Annotated in this window: 11 protein-coding genes and 1 CRISPR repeat array; of the genes, 2 read left to right on the top strand and 9 right to left on the bottom strand. The window is 63.5% G+C overall.

The features are described from left to right. Nucleotides 1–185: 185 nt before the first annotated feature. Complete coding sequence (locus L2I41_RS09455) at nucleotides 186–1,112, top strand: HNH endonuclease (RefSeq protein ID WP_237153299.1); 927 nt, start codon at nucleotides 186–188, stop codon at nucleotides 1,110–1,112. A 123-nt stretch (nucleotides 1,113–1,235) separates the two neighbouring features. Here the strand turns inward: L2I41_RS09455 and L2I41_RS09460 are convergent, their stop codons facing one another. After that, entirely contained in the window at nucleotides 1,236–2,729 is a 1,494-nt protein-coding gene (locus L2I41_RS09460; RefSeq protein ID WP_237153300.1) for an ADP-ribosylglycohydrolase family protein, read from the bottom strand. Nucleotides 2,730–2,810: 81 nt separating this feature from the next. On the opposite strand from L2I41_RS09460, the gene L2I41_RS09465 reads away from it, so the two are divergent. Beyond that, entirely contained in the window at nucleotides 2,811–3,455 is a 645-nt protein-coding gene (locus L2I41_RS09465; RefSeq protein ID WP_237153301.1) for an NUDIX hydrolase, read from the top strand. Between the two features lie 115 nt (nucleotides 3,456–3,570). Next, nucleotides 3,571–11,650: a CRISPR direct-repeat array (repeat unit 29 nt; unit sequence CGGTTCATCCCCGCGTCTGCGGGGAACAC). A gap of 92 nt (nucleotides 11,651–11,742) precedes the next feature. Here the strand turns inward: L2I41_RS09465 and cas2e are convergent. The 8 genes from cas2e to cas3 form a co-directional block, all read right to left on the bottom strand. Next, complete coding sequence (gene cas2e / locus L2I41_RS09470) at nucleotides 11,743–12,036, bottom strand: type I-E CRISPR-associated endoribonuclease Cas2e (RefSeq protein WP_237153302.1); 294 nt, start codon at nucleotides 12,034–12,036, stop codon at nucleotides 11,743–11,745. 4 nt (nucleotides 12,037–12,040) lie between these two features. Continuing rightward, nucleotides 12,041–13,003 (bottom strand): type I-E CRISPR-associated endonuclease Cas1e, encoded by a 963-nt coding sequence (gene cas1e / locus L2I41_RS09475; RefSeq protein ID WP_237153303.1) that lies wholly within the window; start codon nucleotides 13,001–13,003, stop codon nucleotides 12,041–12,043. Further along, nucleotides 13,000–13,734 (bottom strand): type I-E CRISPR-associated protein Cas6/Cse3/CasE, encoded by a 735-nt coding sequence (gene cas6e / locus L2I41_RS09480; RefSeq protein WP_237153304.1) that lies wholly within the window; start codon nucleotides 13,732–13,734, stop codon nucleotides 13,000–13,002. The genes cas1e and cas6e overlap by 4 nt, the downstream gene beginning before the upstream one ends. Beyond that, complete coding sequence (gene cas5e / locus L2I41_RS09485) at nucleotides 13,731–14,486, bottom strand: type I-E CRISPR-associated protein Cas5/CasD (protein WP_237153305.1); 756 nt, start codon at nucleotides 14,484–14,486, stop codon at nucleotides 13,731–13,733. The genes cas6e and cas5e overlap by 4 nt, the downstream gene beginning before the upstream one ends. A 3-nt stretch (nucleotides 14,487–14,489) precedes the next feature. Then, nucleotides 14,490–15,551, bottom strand: coding sequence for a type I-E CRISPR-associated protein Cas7/Cse4/CasC (cas7e, locus tag L2I41_RS09490; RefSeq protein ID WP_237153306.1), 1,062 nt, complete (start codon nucleotides 15,549–15,551; stop codon nucleotides 14,490–14,492). A 28-nt stretch (nucleotides 15,552–15,579) separates the two neighbouring features. Further along, complete coding sequence (casB, locus tag L2I41_RS09495; RefSeq protein WP_237153307.1) at nucleotides 15,580–16,137, bottom strand: type I-E CRISPR-associated protein Cse2/CasB; 558 nt, start codon at nucleotides 16,135–16,137, stop codon at nucleotides 15,580–15,582. After that, nucleotides 16,130–17,782, bottom strand: a complete 1,653-nt coding sequence (gene casA, locus L2I41_RS09500) for a type I-E CRISPR-associated protein Cse1/CasA (RefSeq protein WP_237153308.1) — start codon at nucleotides 17,780–17,782, stop codon at nucleotides 16,130–16,132. Before casA ends, casB begins: the two co-directional genes overlap by 8 nt. A 703-nt stretch (nucleotides 17,783–18,485) precedes the next feature. Then, a complete protein-coding gene (gene cas3, locus L2I41_RS09505; RefSeq protein WP_237153309.1) occupies nucleotides 18,486–21,188 on the bottom strand; it encodes a CRISPR-associated helicase Cas3' in 2,703 nt (900 codons plus the stop codon). Nucleotides 21,189–21,308: the final 120 nt, after the last annotated feature.

A 21,308-nucleotide genomic window follows, 5' to 3' on the forward strand; every position in this document is an offset into this window, starting at 1 on the left:
AAACTCCTCGCGCGCGTGCGCGCGCGTTTTTTGGGCGCGGAGACCCTTTCGCCTTGACATGCATTTCCATGATATTCCCCGAGCATGGCGGGCGAGGGAGTGACGGGGACGCAAACGGCAGGCTCTGGAAGCTGCCGGGCTTCCGATGTCCTTGACAGGGGGGCCCTGGAAGCGATGATTTTGCAATGGCAAAGGCAATTCTGACCACCAAGGTCGACCCGACCTACGACGACCGCCCGGAGGAGCGCTATCATTTCCCGCGCACCTATCTTCGGCAGGTCGAGGCCGCTCTTGGCGACTGGATCATCTACTACGAGCCAAGGCGGGCCTCAGGCGACGTGATGAGCCGGGGCGGCAGGCAGGCCTATTTCGCCACGGCCAGGCTGGACGCGATCATCCCTGACCCGGTGCGCGCCGATCATTTCTATGCGCTGGTCAGCGACTATCTTGAGTTCGAACATGCCGTACCGTTCAGAGAGGCTGATGCGACCTATGAAGGGGCTTTGACCAAGTCGGACGGCAGCACCAACAAGGGGCAATTCGGGCGCGTCGTGCGTAAGCTGCCGGATTTTGAATATGACCGCATCCTGCAGGCTGGCTTGGCGTTCACCTTGGGCCGAGAGCCCCGGATGCGGCCGGACGGCGATGTGCCAGAGGAGCTGGTTCCTGGTTTTGCCCACCCCGCCCAAGCGGACTATGAAGTTGAAAGGCGCATCGTCGAACAGCTGGTCTCACGTCCTTTCCGCGAGCGCGCCTTCTCGACTGCCGTCAAGGCAGCCTACATCGACACCTGCGCGATGACCGGCCTCAAGATCATCAACGGCGGCGGCCGCTCCGAGGTACAGGCCGCTCACATACGGCCAGTCGCCGACCGCGGTCCAGATGCCGTCTCCAATGGCTTGGCCCTATCGGCCACCATTCAGTGGATGTTCGACCGAGGCCTTGTATCCGTGGATGACGACTACAGCCTGCTGATTGCAGGGAACACAGCACCGGATACGGTGAGCCGCCTGCTGGTGCCTGAGCGCAAGCTCCGGCTTCCCGCCCGGCCCGAGCTTTGGCCTGCCCAGAAGTATCTCGACTATCACCGGCAACACGTCTTCAAGGGATGAGGCTGGCAGAGGCGCAATGGCCGGTCGGCCGCTCCGACGCCTGGTCTGTCCAACGGGCTGCCATTTGCGTGATATTCCATGCATTTCCGTGATAATCCCCGGCCCTCACCGTGATGGCGATTATCACGCCCGTGATTCACAGGCTTTCCGCCAAAGTCCCTCGGCCATGCCCTCGATACGCGGACGCCAGGCGAGTTTGTCGCGCCACTCAGGCGGGATGGCCCGGAGTCCATAGAGCGCGCCGGCGAGCTGCCCGGCGATTGCGGCGGTGGTATCGGCATCATCGCGCAAGTTTGCGGCCATGAGGATGGCCTCGCGGAAGGACATCGTACTGCCGATACACCAGAGGGCCGCCTCCAGGGCGTCGACCACGTAACCGCTGCCCGAGATGGCGTTGCGGTGCTTGCCACGCCAACAGCCCGCGGCAATCGCCGCGATGCGTTCGCTTCCTGCAAAGCTGCGCGGGGCGAGCACGGCTTCGCGAGGCGCGCCGGCGATCGCCTCGGCCAGCATATCGGCGAACAGCACGCAGGCGTCCACCGCCTCGGCCGCACCATGGGTCGTCTGGCTTTGCCCGGCGGCGACAGATCGCCGAACCTCAGGGTCGTTCCAATGACGGATGGCGACGGGGGCAAGGCGCATCAGGCTGCCATTGCCGGCGGAATGCGGGTCTGTCGAGCCGGCCATGGGATTGCCGGTCGCCATCCATTCGCGGATTGCCGCGCGCGTCGTGTTGCCGATGTCGAAGCAGACGCCTGTATGGATATAGTCACCCTTGGCCATCCAACCCTCGAAGCGCTGCATCAGGTCACGGGCATCGAAGCTTTCGCAAACCTGGAGGCTGTCGGTCAGTGCGAGAGCCATGGCCGTATCGTCGGTCCAGCCGCCCGGCTGCAGATGAAACGGACCGCCGCCGATCATGTCGGTCAGGCGTTCGGCCTTGTCGTTACGGCGGGCGAACTCCAACGTGGTGCCGAGTGCATCGCCGACGGCCAGGCCGACGAGCGCCCCAACCGCCCGGTCCATGCGAGACGCCTCGTCCTGCGCCGGCGCCGCCTCCATGACCGGCATGATGGCCAGCACGTGGCCGAACTGGACAGTTGTCTCGATCGCCCCCTTGCGGACAGCCCGCACCTGTTCGACCGCCGTCTGAGGTGCCATGCCCAGTTCGGCAGCCAGCCGCGCGGCAATGGTTCCCGCTCGTCCGAGGCCGCCCTTGCAATGAACCAGGACGTTGAAGCCATCGCGCAGCCGGGCGCGGATCCCCGGGCCATGCACATGCCACAGAGCCTCGAAGGCCGCCCCCGGAGCGGTCACATCGGCAATGGGCAGATGCAGCCACGCCATGTGCCGCCGCTCCACTTCCCTGCCAAGCATGGGCACCTTGAGGTCTTCCAGCTCGTGGGCTTCCACCAGCGTGACGATTGCGGACGCACCCCAGGCGGCGATGGCGTCGAGATCCACCCCGAGGTCACGATCCCAGGCGCCTGTCAGCGCCTGCGGATCCTTTTTGCCAGGGCAGAAGGTAATGCCGATGCGCCCGAAGCCAGGCCCCACCACAAGCTCGGCAATCTGCAACGGATGGTTCTTGCTGGTGCGCGCGGCAGCGTGGGACATCGGAATTCCTCCCCCGATTGTGGTCCGATCGATCATCTTGGTGTATGAATGACACTAACACGACCGAATGTAAGTGTAAACATGACACAAACACCGTACACCTACGCCCCCCCCCACCCTGCCATTGCCACCGACATCGTCGTGCTCGCGCTTGAAGGTTCAACGCTGGGCGTGCTGCTGATCGAGCGGGGCGAGGAGCCTCACAAGGGCGCCTGGGCCTTGCCCGGCGGCTTCCTTCGGCCCGATGAGACCGTTGAGGCTTGCGGCATGCGCGAACTTCAGGAGGAGACCGGCATTCGAGCCGAGGTCGACCTTGTCGGCGTCTTCTCGGATCCGACGCGCGACCCGCGCGAGCGTGTGGTTTCCATCGCCTATGTCGCCTGCGTTGATCACCGAACCACCCGCCTCAGAGCTGCCAGCGACGCCGCGGCCGCGCAATGGTGGCCCGCTACCGACCTGCCTCCCATCGCTTTCGACCACGCGTCCATCCTCGCTGCCGCCCTCGCCAAAGCCGCCGACCTCGCCCGCCACCGCCCCCTCGCCGCTCGACTACTGCCGGAGAGCTTCACGTTGGCCGAGCTGCAGGAAGCCCAGGAGGCCCTCACCGGCCGGAGGGTGGACAAGCGCAACTTCAGGCGAGAGGTGCTGGAGGCTGGATGGGTGAGATCGACGGGAGAGATGAGGCGCGGGCAGCATCGGCCGGCGGAGGTGTGGCGAGTGGGGTAACAATGATTGAGTCGAGAGGTCACAGCGTGACGGTTGCCCTTGAATGAGCCGGATAAGCTCAGTTTGCTCCCGACTGAGACCGAACAACTTGCACCGCTCCTCCCACCCCATCGATCGATTCATCCCCGCGTCTGCGGGGAACACATGCGCCCATCCTCATAGGTGCCGACGGTGGCCGGTTCATCCCCGCGTCTGCGGGGAACACCTGCACAAACAGCGCCTGGCCCTCGATATCGACGGTTCATCCCCGCGTCTGCGGGGAACACGCATCTAAGACCCTGACCAGACGCGCCGCCTGCGGTTCATCCCCGCGTCTGCGGGGAACACCTCAGGTCGTACCGCGAGCGCTACGCAAACGCCGGTTCATCCCCGCGTCTGCGGGGAACACCAGAAAATCATATTGCCGGATACCATTCGCAACGGTTCATCCCCGCGTCTGCGGGGAACACGTTTCGGTGTAGGGAAAGGCATGGTGTCAATCCGGTTCATCCCCGCGTCTGCGGGGAACACTAGCCCGGCATGGCTGAATGCAGCGCCTGGTGCGGTTCATCCCCGCGTCTGCGGGGAACACTTCCTGCAGATCGGCCAGCAGCTCAGCCAGCTCGGTTCATCCCCGCGTCTGCGGGGAACACATTGACCCTCCGGTCTGCCGCCTAAGGGCGGCCGGTTCATCCCCGCGTCTGCGGGGAACACTTCTGCAGCGTGCGCCGGCAGTATGGGCGTGACGGTTCATCCCCGCGTCTGCGGGGAACACTCGACGGTGACTTGTGCATCGTCGGCTATGTCCGGTTCATCCCCGCGTCTGCGGGGAACACTGCAGCACGCGGCGCACCACTCCATTCCGGATCGGTTCATCCCCGCGTCTGCGGGGAACACGGCGCCGGCGTGACGGCGGCCACCACCGATCCCGGTTCATCCCCGCGTCTGCGGGGAACACTCGTCAGGCGAAAGCAGCGGCGTGATCGCCGCCGGTTCATCCCCGCGTCTGCGGGGAACACTCGGCCCGCTTCCATACGCTCGGCGCCGACAACGGTTCATCCCCGCGTCTGCGGGGAACACGCAGTTGCCAACACTATGCGGTTTTCGAAGGTCGGTTCATCCCCGCGTCTGCGGGGAACACCCAGGAGTAGCGGATCACGCCGTCGGCGGTGTCGGTTCATCCCCGCGTCTGCGGGAACACGTTCGCCATCATGTCGGCCAGATCCTGGTAGGCGGTTCATCCCCGCGTCTGCGGGGAACACGTGGCCGATTGCCTCGGCACGCCGCCGCAGATCGGTTCATCCCCGCGTCTGCGGGGAACACTCACCGGCGGCACGATGACGGGACCGTTGACACGGTTCATCCCCGCGTCTGCGGGGAACACATTGGATCCCCATAGTAGGTTGTCACACCGTCCGGTTCATCCCCGCGTCTGCGGGGAACACGGATGCCATAGCTTTCACATGCTGATCGCGGGCGGTTCATCCCCGCGTCTGCGGGGAACACTCTGTTGGGCAAGGTCGCCGCGCATGATCAGGCGGTTCATCCCCGCGTCTGCGGGGAACACGGGGCAATCAGGGCGAGGCGGAGCCACGGATGCGGTTCATCCCCGCGTCTGCGGGGAACACTCTTCAGGGAAGAAGGATTCTACCCGATTGACCGGTTCATCCCCGCGTCTGCGGGGAACACGCAATACCAGGGGCGGCAAGGGGTCCAACTCCCGGTTCATCCCCGCGTCTGCGGGGAACACGTCCGCCAGCGCATCCCGATCGAACAGCTCATCGGTTCATCCCCGCGTCTGCGGGGAACACGGAGCAAGCAAAAAACCAGATGCTGATGCAGGCGGTTCATCCCCGCGTCTGCGGGGAACACTTCACGGTGAAGTTTCTGAAGGTGGTCAGGATCGGTTCATCCCCGCGTCTGCGGGGAACACTACTCTCGATAGATCGGTCGGTAGCGCAGGATCGGTTCATCCCCGCGTCTGCGGGGAACACATTGCAATAGACGCAATATTCCCTGACCAGTGCGGTTCATCCCCGCGTCTGCGGGGAACACCACGTTGAATACGAGTGGTGCCTGTCCGCGGTCGGTTCATCCCCGCGTCTGCGGGGAACACACTAATGCGACTATTTCAGAGGACACAGCGGACGGTTCATCCCCGCGTCTGCGGGGAACACCGATTGACCGCCGCAGAAACATCGTCTGCAGCCGGTTCATCCCCGCGTCTGCGGGGAACACGCGGTGCCGCATCTCGACACCATGACCTTCCGCGGTTCATCCCCGCGTCTGCGGGGAACACTAGACGCTCATGTAATCCTGTGACGCCACGGTCGGTTCATCCCCGCGTCTGCGGGGAACACTCATAGCCCGTGAGCAAGGTGCGGATATCCGCCGGTTCATCCCCGCGTCTGCGGGGAACACGCGCCAATCTGCTAACGCGCGGCGATTATGATCGGTTCATCCCCGCGTCTGCGGGGAACACTCATCGCACAGTTGCGTCTCGGCACGGTCGAGCGGTTCATCCCCGCGTCTGCGGGGAACACCCGTCGACATAGATGCGATTGGTGCCAGAGCCCGGTTCATCCCCGCGTCTGCGGGGAACACCGCAGCCCGAGGGCCCCTCCCCGCTCGTTTATCGGTTCATCCCCGCGTCTGCGGGGAACACGCGATGTACCAGGAGTCCGACAAGCGCCGGTTCGGTTCATCCCCGCGTCTGCGGGGAACACATTGATCATGCTACAGTAGCCATCTCGTACATCGGTTCATCCCCGCGTCTGCGGGGAACACCGAACGGTTCGATTGGGACAGGCAAAATCAATCGGTTCATCCCCGCGTCTGCGGGGAACACCCGCTTCGACGCGAGCCGGATGGCCGTCCAGCCGGTTCATCCCCGCGTCTGCGGGGAACACTACGAAGAAATGCAAGGTTTATCGAAATCTCTCGGTTCATCCCCGCGTCTGCGGGGAACACAACTATGACGCCGAGATGGACGAGTTCCACGGCGGTTCATCCCCGCGTCTGCGGGGAACACCGGAACGTCTGGCAGGTCAGGCAAGAGAGCATCGGTTCATCCCCGCGTCTGCGGGGAACACTGCCGATCTGATGGCTGCCGAGGCGGCTTGACCGGTTCATCCCCGCGTCTGCGGGGAACACCTCACCCAGCGCCTTGTCTCGCACCTCTGTGACGGTTCATCCCCGCGTCTGCGGGGAACACTGGTCTAGCCACCATTGCAGCCGGTGCAGCGGCGGTTCATCCCCGCGTCTGCGGGGAACACCGGGTCGCCGGGGCCGTGGAGCGAACCGGCAACGGTTCATCCCCGCGTCTGCGGGGAACACGCGTTGGCAATGGCGGTGAGCGCTGTTGACACCGGTTCATCCCCGCGTCTGCGGGGAACACACCCGTACGCGGGGCCCCAACTTTTTTGGGTCCGGTTCATCCCCGCGTCTGCGGGGAACACATCCGGAAAGAGACAAAGGGTGCCTCAAGTCTCGGTTCATCCCCGCGTCTGCGGGGAACACACTCTCTTCGGCGCCGACGCTCGCGCTACCGCCGGTTCATCCCCGCGTCTGCGGGGAACACTTGTTCACCTCCTTGTCGTTCATGTCCTCCGCCGGTTCATCCCCGCGTCTGCGGGGAACACTCTGCATTGTACCAGGGCTCGGCATCCACATCCGGTTCATCCCCGCGTCTGCGGGGAACACTCCTGTCGGGCGTGGAGAGCAGCAACGGCACGCGGTTCATCCCCGCGTCTGCGGGGAACACTATCACCTATCGTCCATTGCCGGTTCCTGGGGCGGTTCATCCCCGCGTCTGCGGGGAACACATGGCTTTGGAAAGCACCCGCGATGCGCGCGACGGTTCATCCCCGCGTCTGCGGGGAACACAGGATATGCGCCCCGAGGTGACTGCCCCGGACCGGTTCATCCCCGCGTCTGCGGGGAACACTTGAGCTGCAGGTAGCCGGCGGCGGCGAGCGACGGTTCATCCCCGCGTCTGCGGGGAACACCTTCGAAGGTCTACGTGCGCAAGGTCTACGCCCGGTTCATCCCCGCGTCTGCGGGGAACACTCAATCTCGCGCTGCAGCTTGTCCAGGCTGTCCGGTTCATCCCCGCGTCTGCGGGGAACACGCGGATCTGAGCGACGAGCAATATGTGGCTCGCGGTTCATCCCCGCGTCTGCGGGGAACACGCCGAACGCGATCAGTTGACCGGGCGTGGTTCCGGTTCATCCCCGCGTCTGCGGGGAACACGGAAGAGAGGCGTTACTTTATGATCTCCTGCACGGTTCATCCCCGCGTCTGCGGGGAACACTTGTAACGCTTAGAATGGAAGAATCAGATGTTCGGTTCATCCCCGCGTCTGCGGGGAACACTTCGACGTGGTAACGCCGCCCGTGTACAACATCGGTTCATCCCCGCGTCTGCGGGGAACACCCGTCTGAGCGGTTAGGCACCAAATACAAATGCGGTTCATCCCCGCGTCTGCGGGGAACACCCGACCGAGGAGCTGCAGGCTCATCGGCATGACGGTTCATCCCCGCGTCTGCGGGGAACACTCAGGCGCAAATAAATTAATTAAATCATCTAACGGTTCATCCCCGCGTCTGCGGGGAACACCGGCTATTCGTGAGCGGCTGGAAGCATTTGCACGGTTCATCCCCGCGTCTGCGGGGAACACCGGCAGATGGCATTGAAGCTCATGTTATTGGTCGGTTCATCCCCGCGTCTGCGGGGAACACGCATCGGCAAGCTATGACGTCGCGGACAACATCGGTTCATCCCCGCGTCTGCGGGGAACACGACAAAAAGCGCAATCCGCCGGTGGGCAACAGCGGTTCATCCCCGCGTCTGCGGGGAACACGCGTCAGACCAGGGCAGCGTGATGAAATCGGCCGGTTCATCCCCGCGTCTGCGGGGAACACGGCAGCCTCGAAGACTGGGAGACCGAGCTTGGCGGTTCATCCCCGCGTCTGCGGGGAACACCGCACTGCGTCTAAAGCCGCCTCGATCGCGGCCGGTTCATCCCCGCGTCTGCGGGGAACACGCTTCTTCGGTCGCCTGATGGACCATGAGCGGCGGTTCATCCCCGCGTCTGCGGGGAACACGCCCTCACGGGACGGTCGCCCTTCTCAATGGACGGTTCATCCCCGCGTCTGCGGGGAACACGTTTGGCGAGCGAGTGGACCCTTTAGCCCAGACGGTTCATCCCCGCGTCTGCGGGGAACACCGGCCAATGATGTAACGAGTTCAACCGGCTATCGGTTCATCCCCGCGTCTGCGGGGAACACGCTGGGCGAGACGCATCGGTTATTTGCTAGGTCGGTTCATCCCCGCGTCTGCGGGGAACACTCCGGCGGCATCGTCCCCGCTGTCGGACCCGGCGGTTCATCCCCGCGTCTGCGGGGAACACGGACCGAAGGCGAGCTTTCCAGATCGTCCGCGCGGTTCATCCCCGCGTCTGCGGGGAACACGCGTCCTTGGGGGAGCCATTGCCGAGGAAGGACGGTTCATCCCCGCGTCTGCGGGGAACACTCGGAGTGGGAAACGCTGGTCGAATGCAAGACCGGTTCATCCCCGCGTCTGCGGGGAACACTTGCACCGCGCCGATAAGCAACCTCAACGGCGCGGTTCATCCCCGCGTCTGCGGGGAACACATTGGATTGGCCCGCGTGGATAGCATGCCACGCGGTTCATCCCCGCGTCTGCGGGGAACACTTCGCGCCGGTACACCAGGGAGAATGAAGATCCGGTTCATCCCCGCGTCTGCGGGGAACACGATGCACGTAAATGCATCCGGGATCAGGTCTGCGGTTCATCCCCGCGTCTGCGGGGAACACTGATGGTGCCGTCCGAATTTCTGCGCTGCGCGCGGTTCATCCCCGCGTCTGCGGGGAACACCCAGCCCGCCACGGAGATCTCATCTACCCGTACGGTTCATCCCCGCGTCTGCGGGGAACACGACAAAGCCGGTCTTGAAGTTGAGTACAGAGCCGGTTCATCCCCGCGTCTGCGGGGAACACACTCCCGCCTAGCCGAAGCGTCAAAAATTCTTCGGTTCATCCCCGCGTCTGCGGGGAACACTCGACCACGACAAGCACGAAGACCGCGTTTGGCGGTTCATCCCCGCGTCTGCGGGGAACACTGGCCAAGGCCACCAAGAACGGCGAGGATCTGCGGTTCATCCCCGCGTCTGCGGGGAACACAACAACGGCAAAGATGTTCGCAATGACCGTTTCGGTTCATCCCCGCGTCTGCGGGGAACACAACTGCGTGGCCTCAGTGGCGCTCAGCCGCCCCGGTTCATCCCCGCGTCTGCGGGGAACACGTGTTGGCAAAGCGCAGCACATAGGCGGTGTGCGGTTCATCCCCGCGTCTGCGGGGAACACTGTCGGCATTGATGGCATTGGGGTTGAAGGCGCGGTTCATCCCCGCGTCTGCGGGGAACACGCGCTTGGCCCGATCCCCGACGGTGCCGACATCGGTTCATCCCCGCGTCTGCGGGGAACACGCGTGCAACGGCATATTGCAGCGCTCGAAAAGCGGTTCATCCCCGCGTCTGCGGGGAACACGAGCTGGCCAACGCCCTCGGCAACGACGCGAACGGTTCATCCCCGCGTCTGCGGGGAACACCGATCTCTCGTGCTCATCACACAATCGATCGCCGGTTCATCCCCGCGTCTGCGGGGAACACACACCACCCCAAAGCCGCACAAAACTGCCATCCGGTTCATCCCCGCGTCTGCGGGGAACACCATGGCATGACGTGACAACGTGCTAAAAAAGGCGGTTCATCCCCGCGTCTGCGGGGAACACCAAGCGATATCAATGGTTTATCAGTGTCCAACCGGTTCATCCCCGCGTCTGCGGGGAACACAGTCCGGCGCTGCGCCGGGCTGATCTGACTAGCGGTTCATCCCCGCGTCTGCGGGGAACACGATAGCCATCACGCGTTCCTTCCGATGACAAGCGGTTCATCCCCGCGTCTGCGGGGAACACCCAAGCGCTACGCCGAGTTTTTTCGCGTCCCACGGTTCATCCCCGCGTCTGCGGGGAACACTTTTCCCAAGGAAAAAATCACAGGAGATTTTCCGGTTCATCCCCGCGTCTGCGGGGAACACGACGCTGAAAGGCGGACCTATCGGCGAGCTCACGGTTCATCCCCGCGTCTGCGGGGAACACCGCTGCGATCATCAAGCCGGCCCAGAAGCAGGCGGTTCATCCCCGCGTCTGCGGGGAACACCCCCGCGCCGTATGTCGCATGATCACGCCACCCGGTTCATCCCCGCGTCTGCGGGGAACACGCGATCGCGGCCGGCCTTCTGCAGCGTGTCGTCGGTTCATCCCCGCGTCTGCGGGGAACACGCCTCCTCGGCCTGCCTGGCCTGATATTGCGTCGGTTCATCCCCGCGTCTGCGGGGAACACACCAGCATGTCCTCGGCCAACATGCGCACCCACGGTTCATCCCCGCGTCTGCGGGGAACACTCGGCGATGATCACGCGCGAGCCTTCAGGGCACGGTTCATCCCCGCGTCTGCGGGGAACACGGCAGGCATCGAATGCCGCCGAATATGCCGGCCGGTTCATCCCCGCGTCTGCGGGGAACACGCCAGCTTCACGGGCGCGATCTCCGCAACGGCCGGTTCATCCCCGCGTCTGCGGGGAACACTTGCAGCCCTGTGGCTCCTGGTGGCAGAGCTTCGGTTCATCCCCGCGTCTGCGGGGAACACCCGGCAAGGGCTCACGACGCGGGACGACATCCCGGTTCATCCCCGCGTTTGCGGGGAACACGACGCGCTCGTGGCCGGGCCGATGTCCGTCGTCGGTTCATCCCCGCGTTTGCGGGGAACACTTGGTGCTGTCCTGGCCGGACACGAGCTGCAGCGGTTCATCCCCGCGTTTGCGGGGAACACCCATCCAGGAACGGGCTCTTGATGATGCCGTCCGGTTCATCCCCGCGTTTGCGGGGAACACCGCGCCGCAGGCTATGACGTACGGTGCCGTGCCGGTTCATCCCCGCGTTTGCGGGGAACACGCCGGTGCCGGGGCGTTTCTGCTGCCGGTCTGCGGTTCATCCCCGCGTTTGCGGGGAACACCTCCGCCCAGAAGCAAGCGGGGCATATAGCCACGGTTCATCCCCGCGTTTGCGGGGAACACATCGGCGTGCATCGCACCTGGATCGATGCCAACGGTTCATCCCCGCGTTTGCGGGGAACACTCTTGCAGCAGACTATTGTTTTCACATCTTTTTTACTGTGTCAAAGAACCCACCGGCTTTTCGGTGCTTTTCCAGTTGGCTTGCCAGGACCATCAGGATGCGTTGGCGGCCTCGGGAAGAAACGAGACGAGGGAGAAGCCGTCGAAGTCTACTGGCCTACGGCGGTTCTCGCCGCAGGTTTCGAAGGTGAAGCCAGCGTCGGTGGGACTTGCGAAGACCAAAACGGCGTTGCCTGTGCCGATGGCGCTCTTGACCTCGTCCCAGATGCGCTCGCGCGTGCGGCGGCCATAGTTGCCGACGTAGACGCCTGCGCGAACTTCCAGGAGCCAAACCGCAAGGCGGCCACGCAGACGCGGCGGTGCGTTTTCGACAACGATCGTCATCATGACTCTACCCCCTGTGCCCTGGGTCGCCTGATGGCGCTTCGTCGATGAACTGCGGCGGCTGGGCTTCCTCCGGCGGGTCGGGCGGCGCAACCCCGGCAGCGGAGAGCACGTCCTCAATGGTTGGAATGATCCGCCCGAGCAGACCGGTCTTGCGAAAAACATCGCGACAGGCCCGGCGCACGGCCCGGTCGGCCGGCTCGTCGAGCCGCCCCTTGGCGGCGCGGCCGGCCACCTCGAAGGCGACTGGCACAACCGTATCGAACTTGAAGAGGTCGGCCACGTCGTAGACGAAAGACAGCGGGCGACCAACGTGCAAAAAGCCGATGGCTGGCGCGTAGCCCGCGGCAAGGATTGCCGCTTCCGACAGGCCGTGCAAACAACTGGTCGCCGAGGACAGGCAGCGGTTTGGTATGTCGGCCGCATCCCAATCCCCCCGGTCGTAGGCCCGGCGGTTCCACTTCACGCCGTGACGTTCGGCCAGCAGCTCATACATGCGCTTGACGCGCGCGCCTTCTATGCCGCGGAGCTGGTCGACAGACCGGCGCCCGGGCGCCTCTTCACCGAAGCGAAGCTCGAACATGCGCCGCACCACCTTGAGCCGCAGCGCCTCGTCGAGGGCCAAGCGCGCCTGATGCAACAGGCGATCGGCGCGGGCGCCGCCGGGTTGCCCGGACGAATAGACCCGGACGCCGGCTTCGCCCACCCACACCAGCAAGGTGCCGGCCCTTGCCGCCAGCGCTGCCGCGGCGTGGCTGACCCGTGTGCCCGGTTCCAGCATGATACAGGCAAAGCCGCCGACCGGAATGTGGGTGCGCACGCCGGTCTTATCGACGACGACAAAGGCCCCGTCGATGACGTCGATCTGGCCGTATTCGACGAAGATGATCGACGCGCGTTCCTTCATGGGGATCGGAGCTGGCGGCGCCAAGCCCGGCATGCCGGAGGTGGTCGATCCTTCTCCGCTCATGTTGCTGGCCTCCGGATCAGCATCAGGCCGTGGCCGAAGGCACGGGCGCGGCCAAAGCCCCTGCCGATCGCCTCCACGAAGAGCGCCGGATCGACCACCTCGAGTTGCCCCTCGAAATCAAGCCGGCTGTGACCGGGCTGCCGCTGGGAGCGAACGCGGCGCCGGCCCTCGGGGTCGGCGTCGAACTGCTCATAGCCATCGACATGAACGGCCTCCGGATCGACCAGGCGAAAGCCCGCCCGCTCGCCCTGGCGCGCCAGCCAATCGAGACCGGCCTTGCGGATGAGCTCCGGGCGCACCTTGGCCCGGTCGGCGCTCGGTACGTCGTGAAGGGCGTGCATCACCACGTCGAAACGCCGGGTCTTGCGCTGCCCTTCCTCCATTTCCGACTTCTGCACCGTGGGATTGGCGCGCAAACTGAACTGCAGGATGTCGCCAGGAACAAGGCACGGTGCGAAAGGCTTGGTCTCAAGGCGGAACAGGCCACGGTCGTCACGGGGAGCGATGGAGGAAAGGATGTAGAACTCTCCCCGCGCGGCGCGTCCGCGTGCCTGAGACGGGGCGGTTTCCCGATAGAGGAAGGGACGCTCCTTGAGGTCGGGCGGGAACAGGGTCCAGACCAGACGATGGGCGATGGCCATCTTGTGGGCGGGATCGGCCGGAAAGAGCACCGGGCCCAGCACATCGAAGCTTTCGGTCAGCGAAGCGCGCGTGAGAAAGAGTTCGGTCATGTCGCCCCCCCCAAACGATCAAGACCGCCGATCTCGGCCACGGTTTCGCTACGCAGGTCGAACTGCCAGGGCTGGTGGCTGACACGACTGTCGCGCCGCACTTCGGGCCGGAGAATCGTCAGCCCAATGGTCGCCTCCACGGGCAGGCGAGCATCATAGGCGATCTCGCAGCCACGGGGCGACGATACGAAAACATCCGGTCGGTGCTCGTCGAGCCAGGCTTCATAAGCCGACAGGGCATCAACCAGACTACCCGCCCGCAGGACCGTGGCACAAAACGGAGCGCCTACGGGACAAGACCGCCGCCCCGCAAAAGGCGTAAAAACGGGCCGGTTAAGAGCGTCGGCGATGGACTGTGCTGGCCATGGCAGCGCCGCAGTAGGCCAGACCACGATGGTGAAGGCCATGTCGGTCCAGTAGTCGCGGCGCGACACGATCGTGCCGAGATCGTCCTTGTCGGCAAGCTCGGCGCGCCGCGTGGCAAAGTGGCGCCCCTTGCGTTGCGGCGGCGTCTGCGCGGTGTGGAAGTCGGCAAGCGGCGCTCCGACATGATCGGTTCGGACAGCGAGCAGGATGCCCGCCGTCAGTTGCGCAAGCGCGGGGTCCTCGCGGCCATAACCAAGGGCACCGGCGATCAGGCCGACAAGGGCCGAATGCGAGGGGCGCTGATGGCTGCCGCGCCGCTCACCCGGCGCCAGATCGCCAAAGGCGGCCATCGGCGCCTCCAGGCGGAAAACGACGAGTTCGGTCATGGGTCAGGCCTTCCAGTCAGTCGCGAAGGCGATGATGTCAGCCAGCGCACCCTCGCCTTCCTGAAGATCCATTACGCAGCTCGCCGTGTCGCTGTCCGCATAGGCCTTGGCGAACTTGTCCCGCATGGCCAACAGGCGCTTGTGGGACGTCTCCATGGCCACCTTGGGCTCAACCGCCTTGGCAAAGGCGCTCGCGAGGGTGCGGGGCTGATCGGAGCCACGTTCGGCGAGGATGAAATGGCTGCGAACGCGGCTGGCAAAGCTTGCCTGCTTGCCATTGGGGGCGACGGTGGCCGCCGCCTCGACCAGGGCAGCGATTGCCGACTTGGCAAGCTCCTCGTCACCGCCGAGGTTGCGTACCAGCGCTCCCGTGTCGACGCAAAGATAAAGGTAGAACACGCCCGAACCGAAGCCTGCCTCACCGACAAAGCCAGCACCAACATTCTCGCGGCCTTCGTTGAGATCGTCGACGGCGGTGTAGTAGTCGTCCTCGACTGCCACGCGATGAGTGGTGATGGCATGAGCGACCTGCACGGCCGCCTCGCGGTTGAAGTCGGGATTGTCGGCAAACATTCGGCCAAACATGGCAATGTCGGCGGCGGTGTCGGCCCGCTTCAGGACCATGGCGGCGAGCTTCTTGTCATCGACATCCGCGCCAGCGGCGATCTTCTCGGCCAGTTCGAGCGCGGCAGTCTTTTCGGCCTCAGAGATGAAGGCGAGCTGCTTGGTGTAGGTTTCCTTGGCCTCGACCTTGCTGTCTTCGGGCTTGCCAAAGACTTCGATGACCTTGCGCGTGGCCTTGAGGGCAATGTCGGAGGGCACGCCCTTGCCGATGAGCTTCTCCCGGATGTGGTCGCCGAAGCGCTGGGTGCGGCTGCCGAGGTGATCCTTGAGACGGCTCTCAAAGACCTCGGACGTGCGCCAGGCCCGCTTGAGACTCTGAGATGACAGACGCAGGCGTGTATCGCCGCCGACATTGGCGGTCTTGGGCGTACCGGTATCGTCGCGGTTCAGATTGGACGGCGGAACGAAGGTGAGAAGATGCAGCTGGATGAAGATGGTCATGACGATGGCTTTCTGAAAATGGAGGTGTTCAGGCGTCTGCCGTATGGATATCGGGAGCATCGCCAGCCGAGGCTGCGGCGCCGAAATAGCCGAACGCGAACCTCGCCCGGTAGTCGGCGGCCCGATCCTCGTCGGTCCAGTTGAGCAGGAGATCGGCAAGGTCGCGCACGTTCGCAGCTCCGTCGAGGAGATCGACGGCGCGCCGGAACTGTCTGACGATCTCGTCATTGGCCTCGGCCTGCAACAAGCGCTTGAGGCGCAACGGCTTTAGCGGAGCATTCTCGCCTCCTGCCCCCAACGCTGGCCCGACCCGCTCCTTGCGGTCCTCCCGCACATGGGCAAGAACCAGAGCGACCCGCATGGCCAAGACCATGTTGTCGAGCCGATACTGGGTGGAGAACAGCCGTCGGTAGAGATCCATGATGGTCTCGTCGGCCGGCAGCTCGTCGGGTCGAGCCCGCCGCAAGCGCGCAAGGGCTGCCCGGTCGGCGCGCGGGTTGGGCTTACCGCCACGCGTGTCCTGCAACTCGCGCCACCAGAGCGCAGCCTTGTCGGCAGGCTTCAAAGTCGATTCGGGTTCACTCATTTTGCGCCTCCCTTTTGGCCTTCTTGGCTTGCTTCGGCGGCTCCGCGCCGGTCACTGCCTTGACGATGTTGCGGCCCGACGGCCCATGCCCGCTCAGTGCAGCAGCTACAATCCGCCGGGCATCGGCGATATGCTGAAATGCCTTGATGTCGGCGATCATCACCACAGCCTTGGCGTCCACATGTGCATCGAAGACGTCCAACGCCTTTGGTGCCAGCGTCCGCTCAAGCCAGAGCTTGCCGAGATCCACAAGCAGTTCAGGGTGCTCCTCGTCATCGGAGGTTGCCTCGATGGCTTCGAGCCCTGCGGACAGGCGCCCGAAGAAGGCGCTTTCGGTTTGCTTGAAGAAGGTCTCGCGGATCAGATCGAGCCCGCTGACATTGCCTTGATAGGCGGCCTTGATCTGGCCGATCAACAGGCTCGCCACCTCCGTGGCTCCGTCGACCATGCGCGCCGCCAAGATGGCCAGCTTGTCGCGCTTGCGATCGGATGACGCCACAAGGAACGGCATCTCGGTCTCCACGAAGCCGCGCGCCTTCATGTTGTCCATATCATAGCCGAACAGGGACAGGCGCTTCGAGCCCTGGAGGCGTCGCTTTGCAGCCACCACACAGCTGGCCGGACTGGCCCTCGGTCCCTCCTGCACGTATCCCAGCCATTGGCGATAGGCGATGCCGCCGGGCTGCGGATGAACGGGCAACAGCTCGACGTCGCCCGGCTTCACCCGGTAGTAGGGCGTCAGCGGATGACGGACGGCCGCATAGTTCACGCCGTAGGGGCGAGTTCGATAATTGCGCACGATGACCGGCTCGACCTCGCCGGTGATGTCGCAGGGCAAACCATCGACATTGTCTTCGAAGACGAGATTGATGCGGCGCGGCATGCCCCAGAAACACTGAACCGGATGCATGTCCGATCCCGTAGTCACTACGCCCGATTTGTCGGACAGACGGGTGTCGCCGAGCCAGGGAAAAGCCGCTTCAGGCGTTTCCAGTGGCTCGCCATGTTCGAGGGCATCATGCAGCCTCGTCACGTTGAGCCAGAGCTTGTGCCAGAGCGTGGCGTGAACGGTGTCGTCCTGCCCTGGCAGCGCAAGCGAGGTCAAGGGGCCACCGCCGCGCAGACTGGTCCGATGGCCGGCACCACCGGCGGGGGCGAAAGCCTGCAAGGCATAGAGTGCCATGGCTGCTGTCCTGCGTCCCAGCACCTGCACCTGGCCCCGCTTGACGAACAGATCGGCGTTGTTCTTTTCGGTGTTCGACCCCGGTTGATCGATCAGCAGTCCCGCGATCGGACTCACTTCGTTGCCAAGATCACCGCGATCCTGAAGAAAGCGGGGACCAGACCCATCGAGGGAAAAGGCCGAGGCAAACGGGTCAAACCGTGCACTCAGGTCAGTCGGAGATGGTGGCTGATCCCACCGAAGCTTCCAGTCGTCATCATCTTCGGGCGGGCACGCGGTTGCCAGAAGACCGATCAGAAACTCCAGACTTGCGCCGCGAAAATCGGCACGCGGCCAGACGATGTCAGTGACCGGGTCATCTGCGGCATCGATCGTCAGTTCGGAAGGACGGATCCATCGTCGCTGACGCGAACGGGTGACGACGGGAATCCAGGGATCGTGGACGAGATTGAATGAGGGCATAATAATCCCCAAACGCCAGCGCGAGGGCTAAGCGAGAAGCAAAGAGTTGATTTTTCAAAAGAAAGATGGGATAAATGCCGTATGGGAGAAGGGCCTCCCCCTCCCATACGGCTCAACCTAACAACACAGGCTTGAGCCACATAGCCATCACTCCTGACTTCGGAAAGCTCCGATCTTGAGCTGGCGGCTTGGAGCCGGTCAAAGTTTGCAGACCTACAGCCGGCATCCACCCATTAAAGGCGTTGCGTGCACTTTTATCGAGTGTTAGCGACGCCTTTTATCGTTTGAGCATGTATTTTGAGTCTCGTCAAGCGCCAGACTAACTTTTATTCTCGTCGCTTAAGCTTCTCGCACTAGCTTATAAAGGTACCTACCCGCGAATCTCATATTGTCTCAACCTAGTATTAACTATTTAAGTTTGTAAAAAACAACTTGTGGTTGTTCATAATCTATCTCGATAGGCAGAGGTGTCTAGAAATGCGTTTCCTCGGAGGCAACTTGGCTCCGCAGCCCAAAGGAAACGCATTTTCTCAAAAATCGATCCAATCGGTATGCAGCTCATCCCCGCGTGCGCGGGGAACACTCGGACGCTCAGGCCACTCGGACTAGCGGTTCAGCCCCAAAATGGGGAACGAGTAAATCTAGATTAGTATAATTCGCGGATCAACCCCGAGACCTCGCCAAGAGTTGCTTACTAAATATTCTATCCTTGGTTGACGACATCTTTGAACACAAGCCCAAACACAGGGTCGCAAGAAACGCTCACCGAAGCAGTGCGCTTAATTGCACTGCCCTCAAATGTACCACTGCTAACTAGCCCCACCAATGGGAGCACCACACATCCGGCCATCTCCCCCCACGCGCGCTCCAGCCTTCCGGCCGCTCGATCAATATCGGCGGCGTAGGTTCCGCGCCCGGTGGCGCGGCTCTTGCGCACGGCCACCTCCGATTGCGCCCACAGATGCTCGACCTCGCGCGGCGTCATAGAGGCATCTATGTCGCCAGCCCAAGGCTGTAGTGATGCGCCATCCCAGCGAGCGAGCCGGAAGATGGTCCGCTCCTCGCCTGTTCGGGTGGGCGTATGAATCTCCGGGTTCCAAGCAGCCTCCTGAGCATAGCCCTCACGGAATTTCAGGAGGTTCATGCCGGCAAAGCTCTTCTCACCGGCAGCCTTGCCCTCCGCGTCGAGGCGGCTGCGCTCAAGGGCCTTTGGCGCCCTGTCCAGCGCGTCGAGGGCATAGACTGCCTCGACCATGGGACGCACGCTCTCCGGCGATACGATTTTCCCATGCGCGAACAGAACTTTAGCGGTCTGCCACATCAATGCGTGATTGCCGTAGACATAGGATGTTCCGCGCAGCGAAGACGACAGCCAGTCAGCCGCAACCTCGTCCTTCGGTTCCGGCGAGATCACCAGCAGGCGGGGCGAGGTCACCGCGCGGGCGCGCCCGCCGTGCCGCCACAGGCGCCCTGCCCGCTGGATCAAGAGATCGATCGGCGCCAGATCGCTGATCATGACGTCGAAGTCGACGTCGATCGACTGTTCGATTACCTGCGAGGCGACGATTACCCGGCCGCGTCGATCCTCAACTGTAGACGCCGGACCAAAGCGGGCGACGACATCGGTCTCGATCTTCTGGCGGTCGCACATGGCAAATCTGGCATGAAAGACGATCGCTTCAAGGCCCCGCTCGCGCAAGGCGGCATGCGCGGCCAGAACATCGTCGACTGTGTTGCGGATCAAGGCGACGCATGCGCCCCGATCGACAGCCGCGGCGATTGCCTCAATGGCGGCTTCAACAGTTGCGAGGCGTTCAACCTCGACCGTTCGCGGCAAGCCCATGCGAGGAGCGAGCGGCGCCTGGGTTGCAGCGCCCTCCCGGTCGATCGTGGAGAATAGGGGATAGTTGGGCATCCAGGGCACGGCCGCTCCTCGTAGCCCCCGACCCAACCGCCAGGCATTAACCAATCGGTCCTTAACGCGCGCCGGCAAGGTTGCCGACAGCGCAATGACGGAACCGCCACGCCCACTGTGAAACTCCACAAGCCGGGCAAGCTCCTCCCCTTCATAAGCACCATAAGCATGAATTTCGTCCAGGATCAGAACCTTGCGAGCCAAACCCAACATGCGCAGCGCCGCGAACTTGACCGGCAATACCGAAAGGAAGGCCTGATCAATTGTTCCCACGCCGACTTCGGCAAAGACCGAGCGACGGCGATCGGATCCGATCCATCCGGCGCAGGAGGCCGATGCGGTCACGTCGTCATCCACATTGCCACCGTAGGAAACTTCGGGGCGACCGACATCGAGAATGCTCTCCTGAAATCCTTCATGCAGTGCGGCACTGCCGTGCGCTAGTGCCAGAGACGGTTTGGCCTCCTCGGCGAACAGACGGCGATAGATTGGGCCGAGGCGCGCATACATGGCATTGGCCGTAGCTTGGGTCGGTAACGCGACAAAGATGCCGTCGGCGCGTCCCTCCTGAAGAAGCCGATGGGCCAGGATCAGTGCAGCTTCGGTCTTGCCTGCGCCGGTCAGATCTTCGACCAGATAGAACGCACCGCCGTCCGGCAGCACACAGCCTTGCATATGCGCCTGCAATGGGCTGGGCTGTTCGCGACGCCCGGTCAAAGCGGCAAAGCCGGAGTTGAGGCTCGCTGGTGTCAGCTGCAGGCCGGCCGCAGCCACCGCCGCACGGGCGCGCGGCTGGGCAATGTCTTCCCAATAGTTGTCGATCTCGACATCGGGCGTCTCATAATGGAAGAACTGCTGATTGGATCCGATCCAATCGGCCAGGTTGATCACACCAGCGATGGCCCAGGAGACGCGTTTGGCAGCGGCTTGGTTCAGCTCGCCAACATATGCATCACCGCCAATAACTTCCAAAGCCGCTTGAGCATATTCGAGCGCGCAGGCGATGGCCTTGCGACCAATCTCGTCTTCGTTGCAGGGCTCGATGGGCGCAGTGGGGCGGCCATGGTGCCCGGCAACGGCAATAGCGACCTCTCGCCGCGCATAGTCGCCCAGGCGAGGCGCCAGCACCTCCCACAACGACGTAAAATCGGATCGCAACAGCAGTGTGCAGCCGATGGCCGTATGGTCACCGAGACGCGCGGATACAGGCTTGCCGGCCAGGGCCGGAAAGCACTGCGGCACCTTGACCTGAAAACCGAACGCGAACTTTCCAAGGTCATGCAACGCCGCAAGACGCACGATAAACCGCCGCGCGGTCGTTTCGTCTGCGCCGGTCGGCGCGGCCAAGAGGGCGACCAACCACGGCATCTGATCTAGCAGAATTGACGTGACAGCAGCTACATCCAGGCTATGCCAAGCGATCGGGTGCCAGGGAACTCCCCGGATATCCAGAGGTTGGGCTTTGCCCCAAAAGAGCATGTAGTCCAGCATGCCAACACCCGAAGCATACAGAATGAGAGCGTTACGCCAATGCCAACTGTATCCCAGAATTTCGGCGCGTAGACAGTTTCAAGATGCAAAAAACTTTCCGAGGAGATCCCGCGACAGGAT

The sequence above is a fragment of the Oryzibacter oryziterrae genome (genome assembly GCF_021864535.1).
Taxonomy (GTDB): Bacteria; Pseudomonadota; Alphaproteobacteria; order Rhizobiales; family Pleomorphomonadaceae; genus Pleomorphomonas; species Pleomorphomonas oryziterrae.

Bases quoted from the DNA above. Each gene is read 5' to 3' on its own strand.
- cas2e (WP_237153302.1), bottom strand. From the start codon at position 12,036: ATGATGACGATCGTTGTCGAAAACGCACCGCCGCGTCTGCGTGGCCGC.
- cas7e (WP_237153306.1), bottom strand. From the start codon at position 15,551: ATGACCATCTTCATCCAGCTGCATCTTCTCACCTTCGTTCCGCCGTCC.
- cas1e (WP_237153303.1), bottom strand. From the start codon at position 13,003: ATGAGCGGAGAAGGATCGACCACCTCCGGCATGCCGGGCTTGGCGCCG.
- casB (WP_237153307.1), bottom strand. From the start codon at position 16,137: ATGAGTGAACCCGAATCGACTTTGAAGCCTGCCGACAAGGCTGCGCTC.
- cas3 (WP_237153309.1), bottom strand. From the start codon at position 21,188: ATGCTGGACTACATGCTCTTTTGGGGCAAAGCCCAACCTCTGGATATC.
- L2I41_RS09465 (WP_237153301.1), top strand. From the start codon at position 2,811: ATGACACAAACACCGTACACCTACGCCCCCCCCCACCCTGCCATTGCC.
- cas6e (WP_237153304.1), bottom strand. From the start codon at position 13,734: ATGACCGAACTCTTTCTCACGCGCGCTTCGCTGACCGAAAGCTTCGAT.
- L2I41_RS09460 (WP_237153300.1), bottom strand. From the start codon at position 2,729: ATGTCCCACGCTGCCGCGCGCACCAGCAAGAACCATCCGTTGCAGATT.
- cas5e (WP_237153305.1), bottom strand. From the start codon at position 14,486: ATGACCGAACTCGTCGTTTTCCGCCTGGAGGCGCCGATGGCCGCCTTT.
- casA (WP_237153308.1), bottom strand. From the start codon at position 17,782: ATGCCCTCATTCAATCTCGTCCACGATCCCTGGATTCCCGTCGTCACC.
- L2I41_RS09455 (WP_237153299.1), top strand. From the start codon at position 186: ATGGCAAAGGCAATTCTGACCACCAAGGTCGACCCGACCTACGACGAC.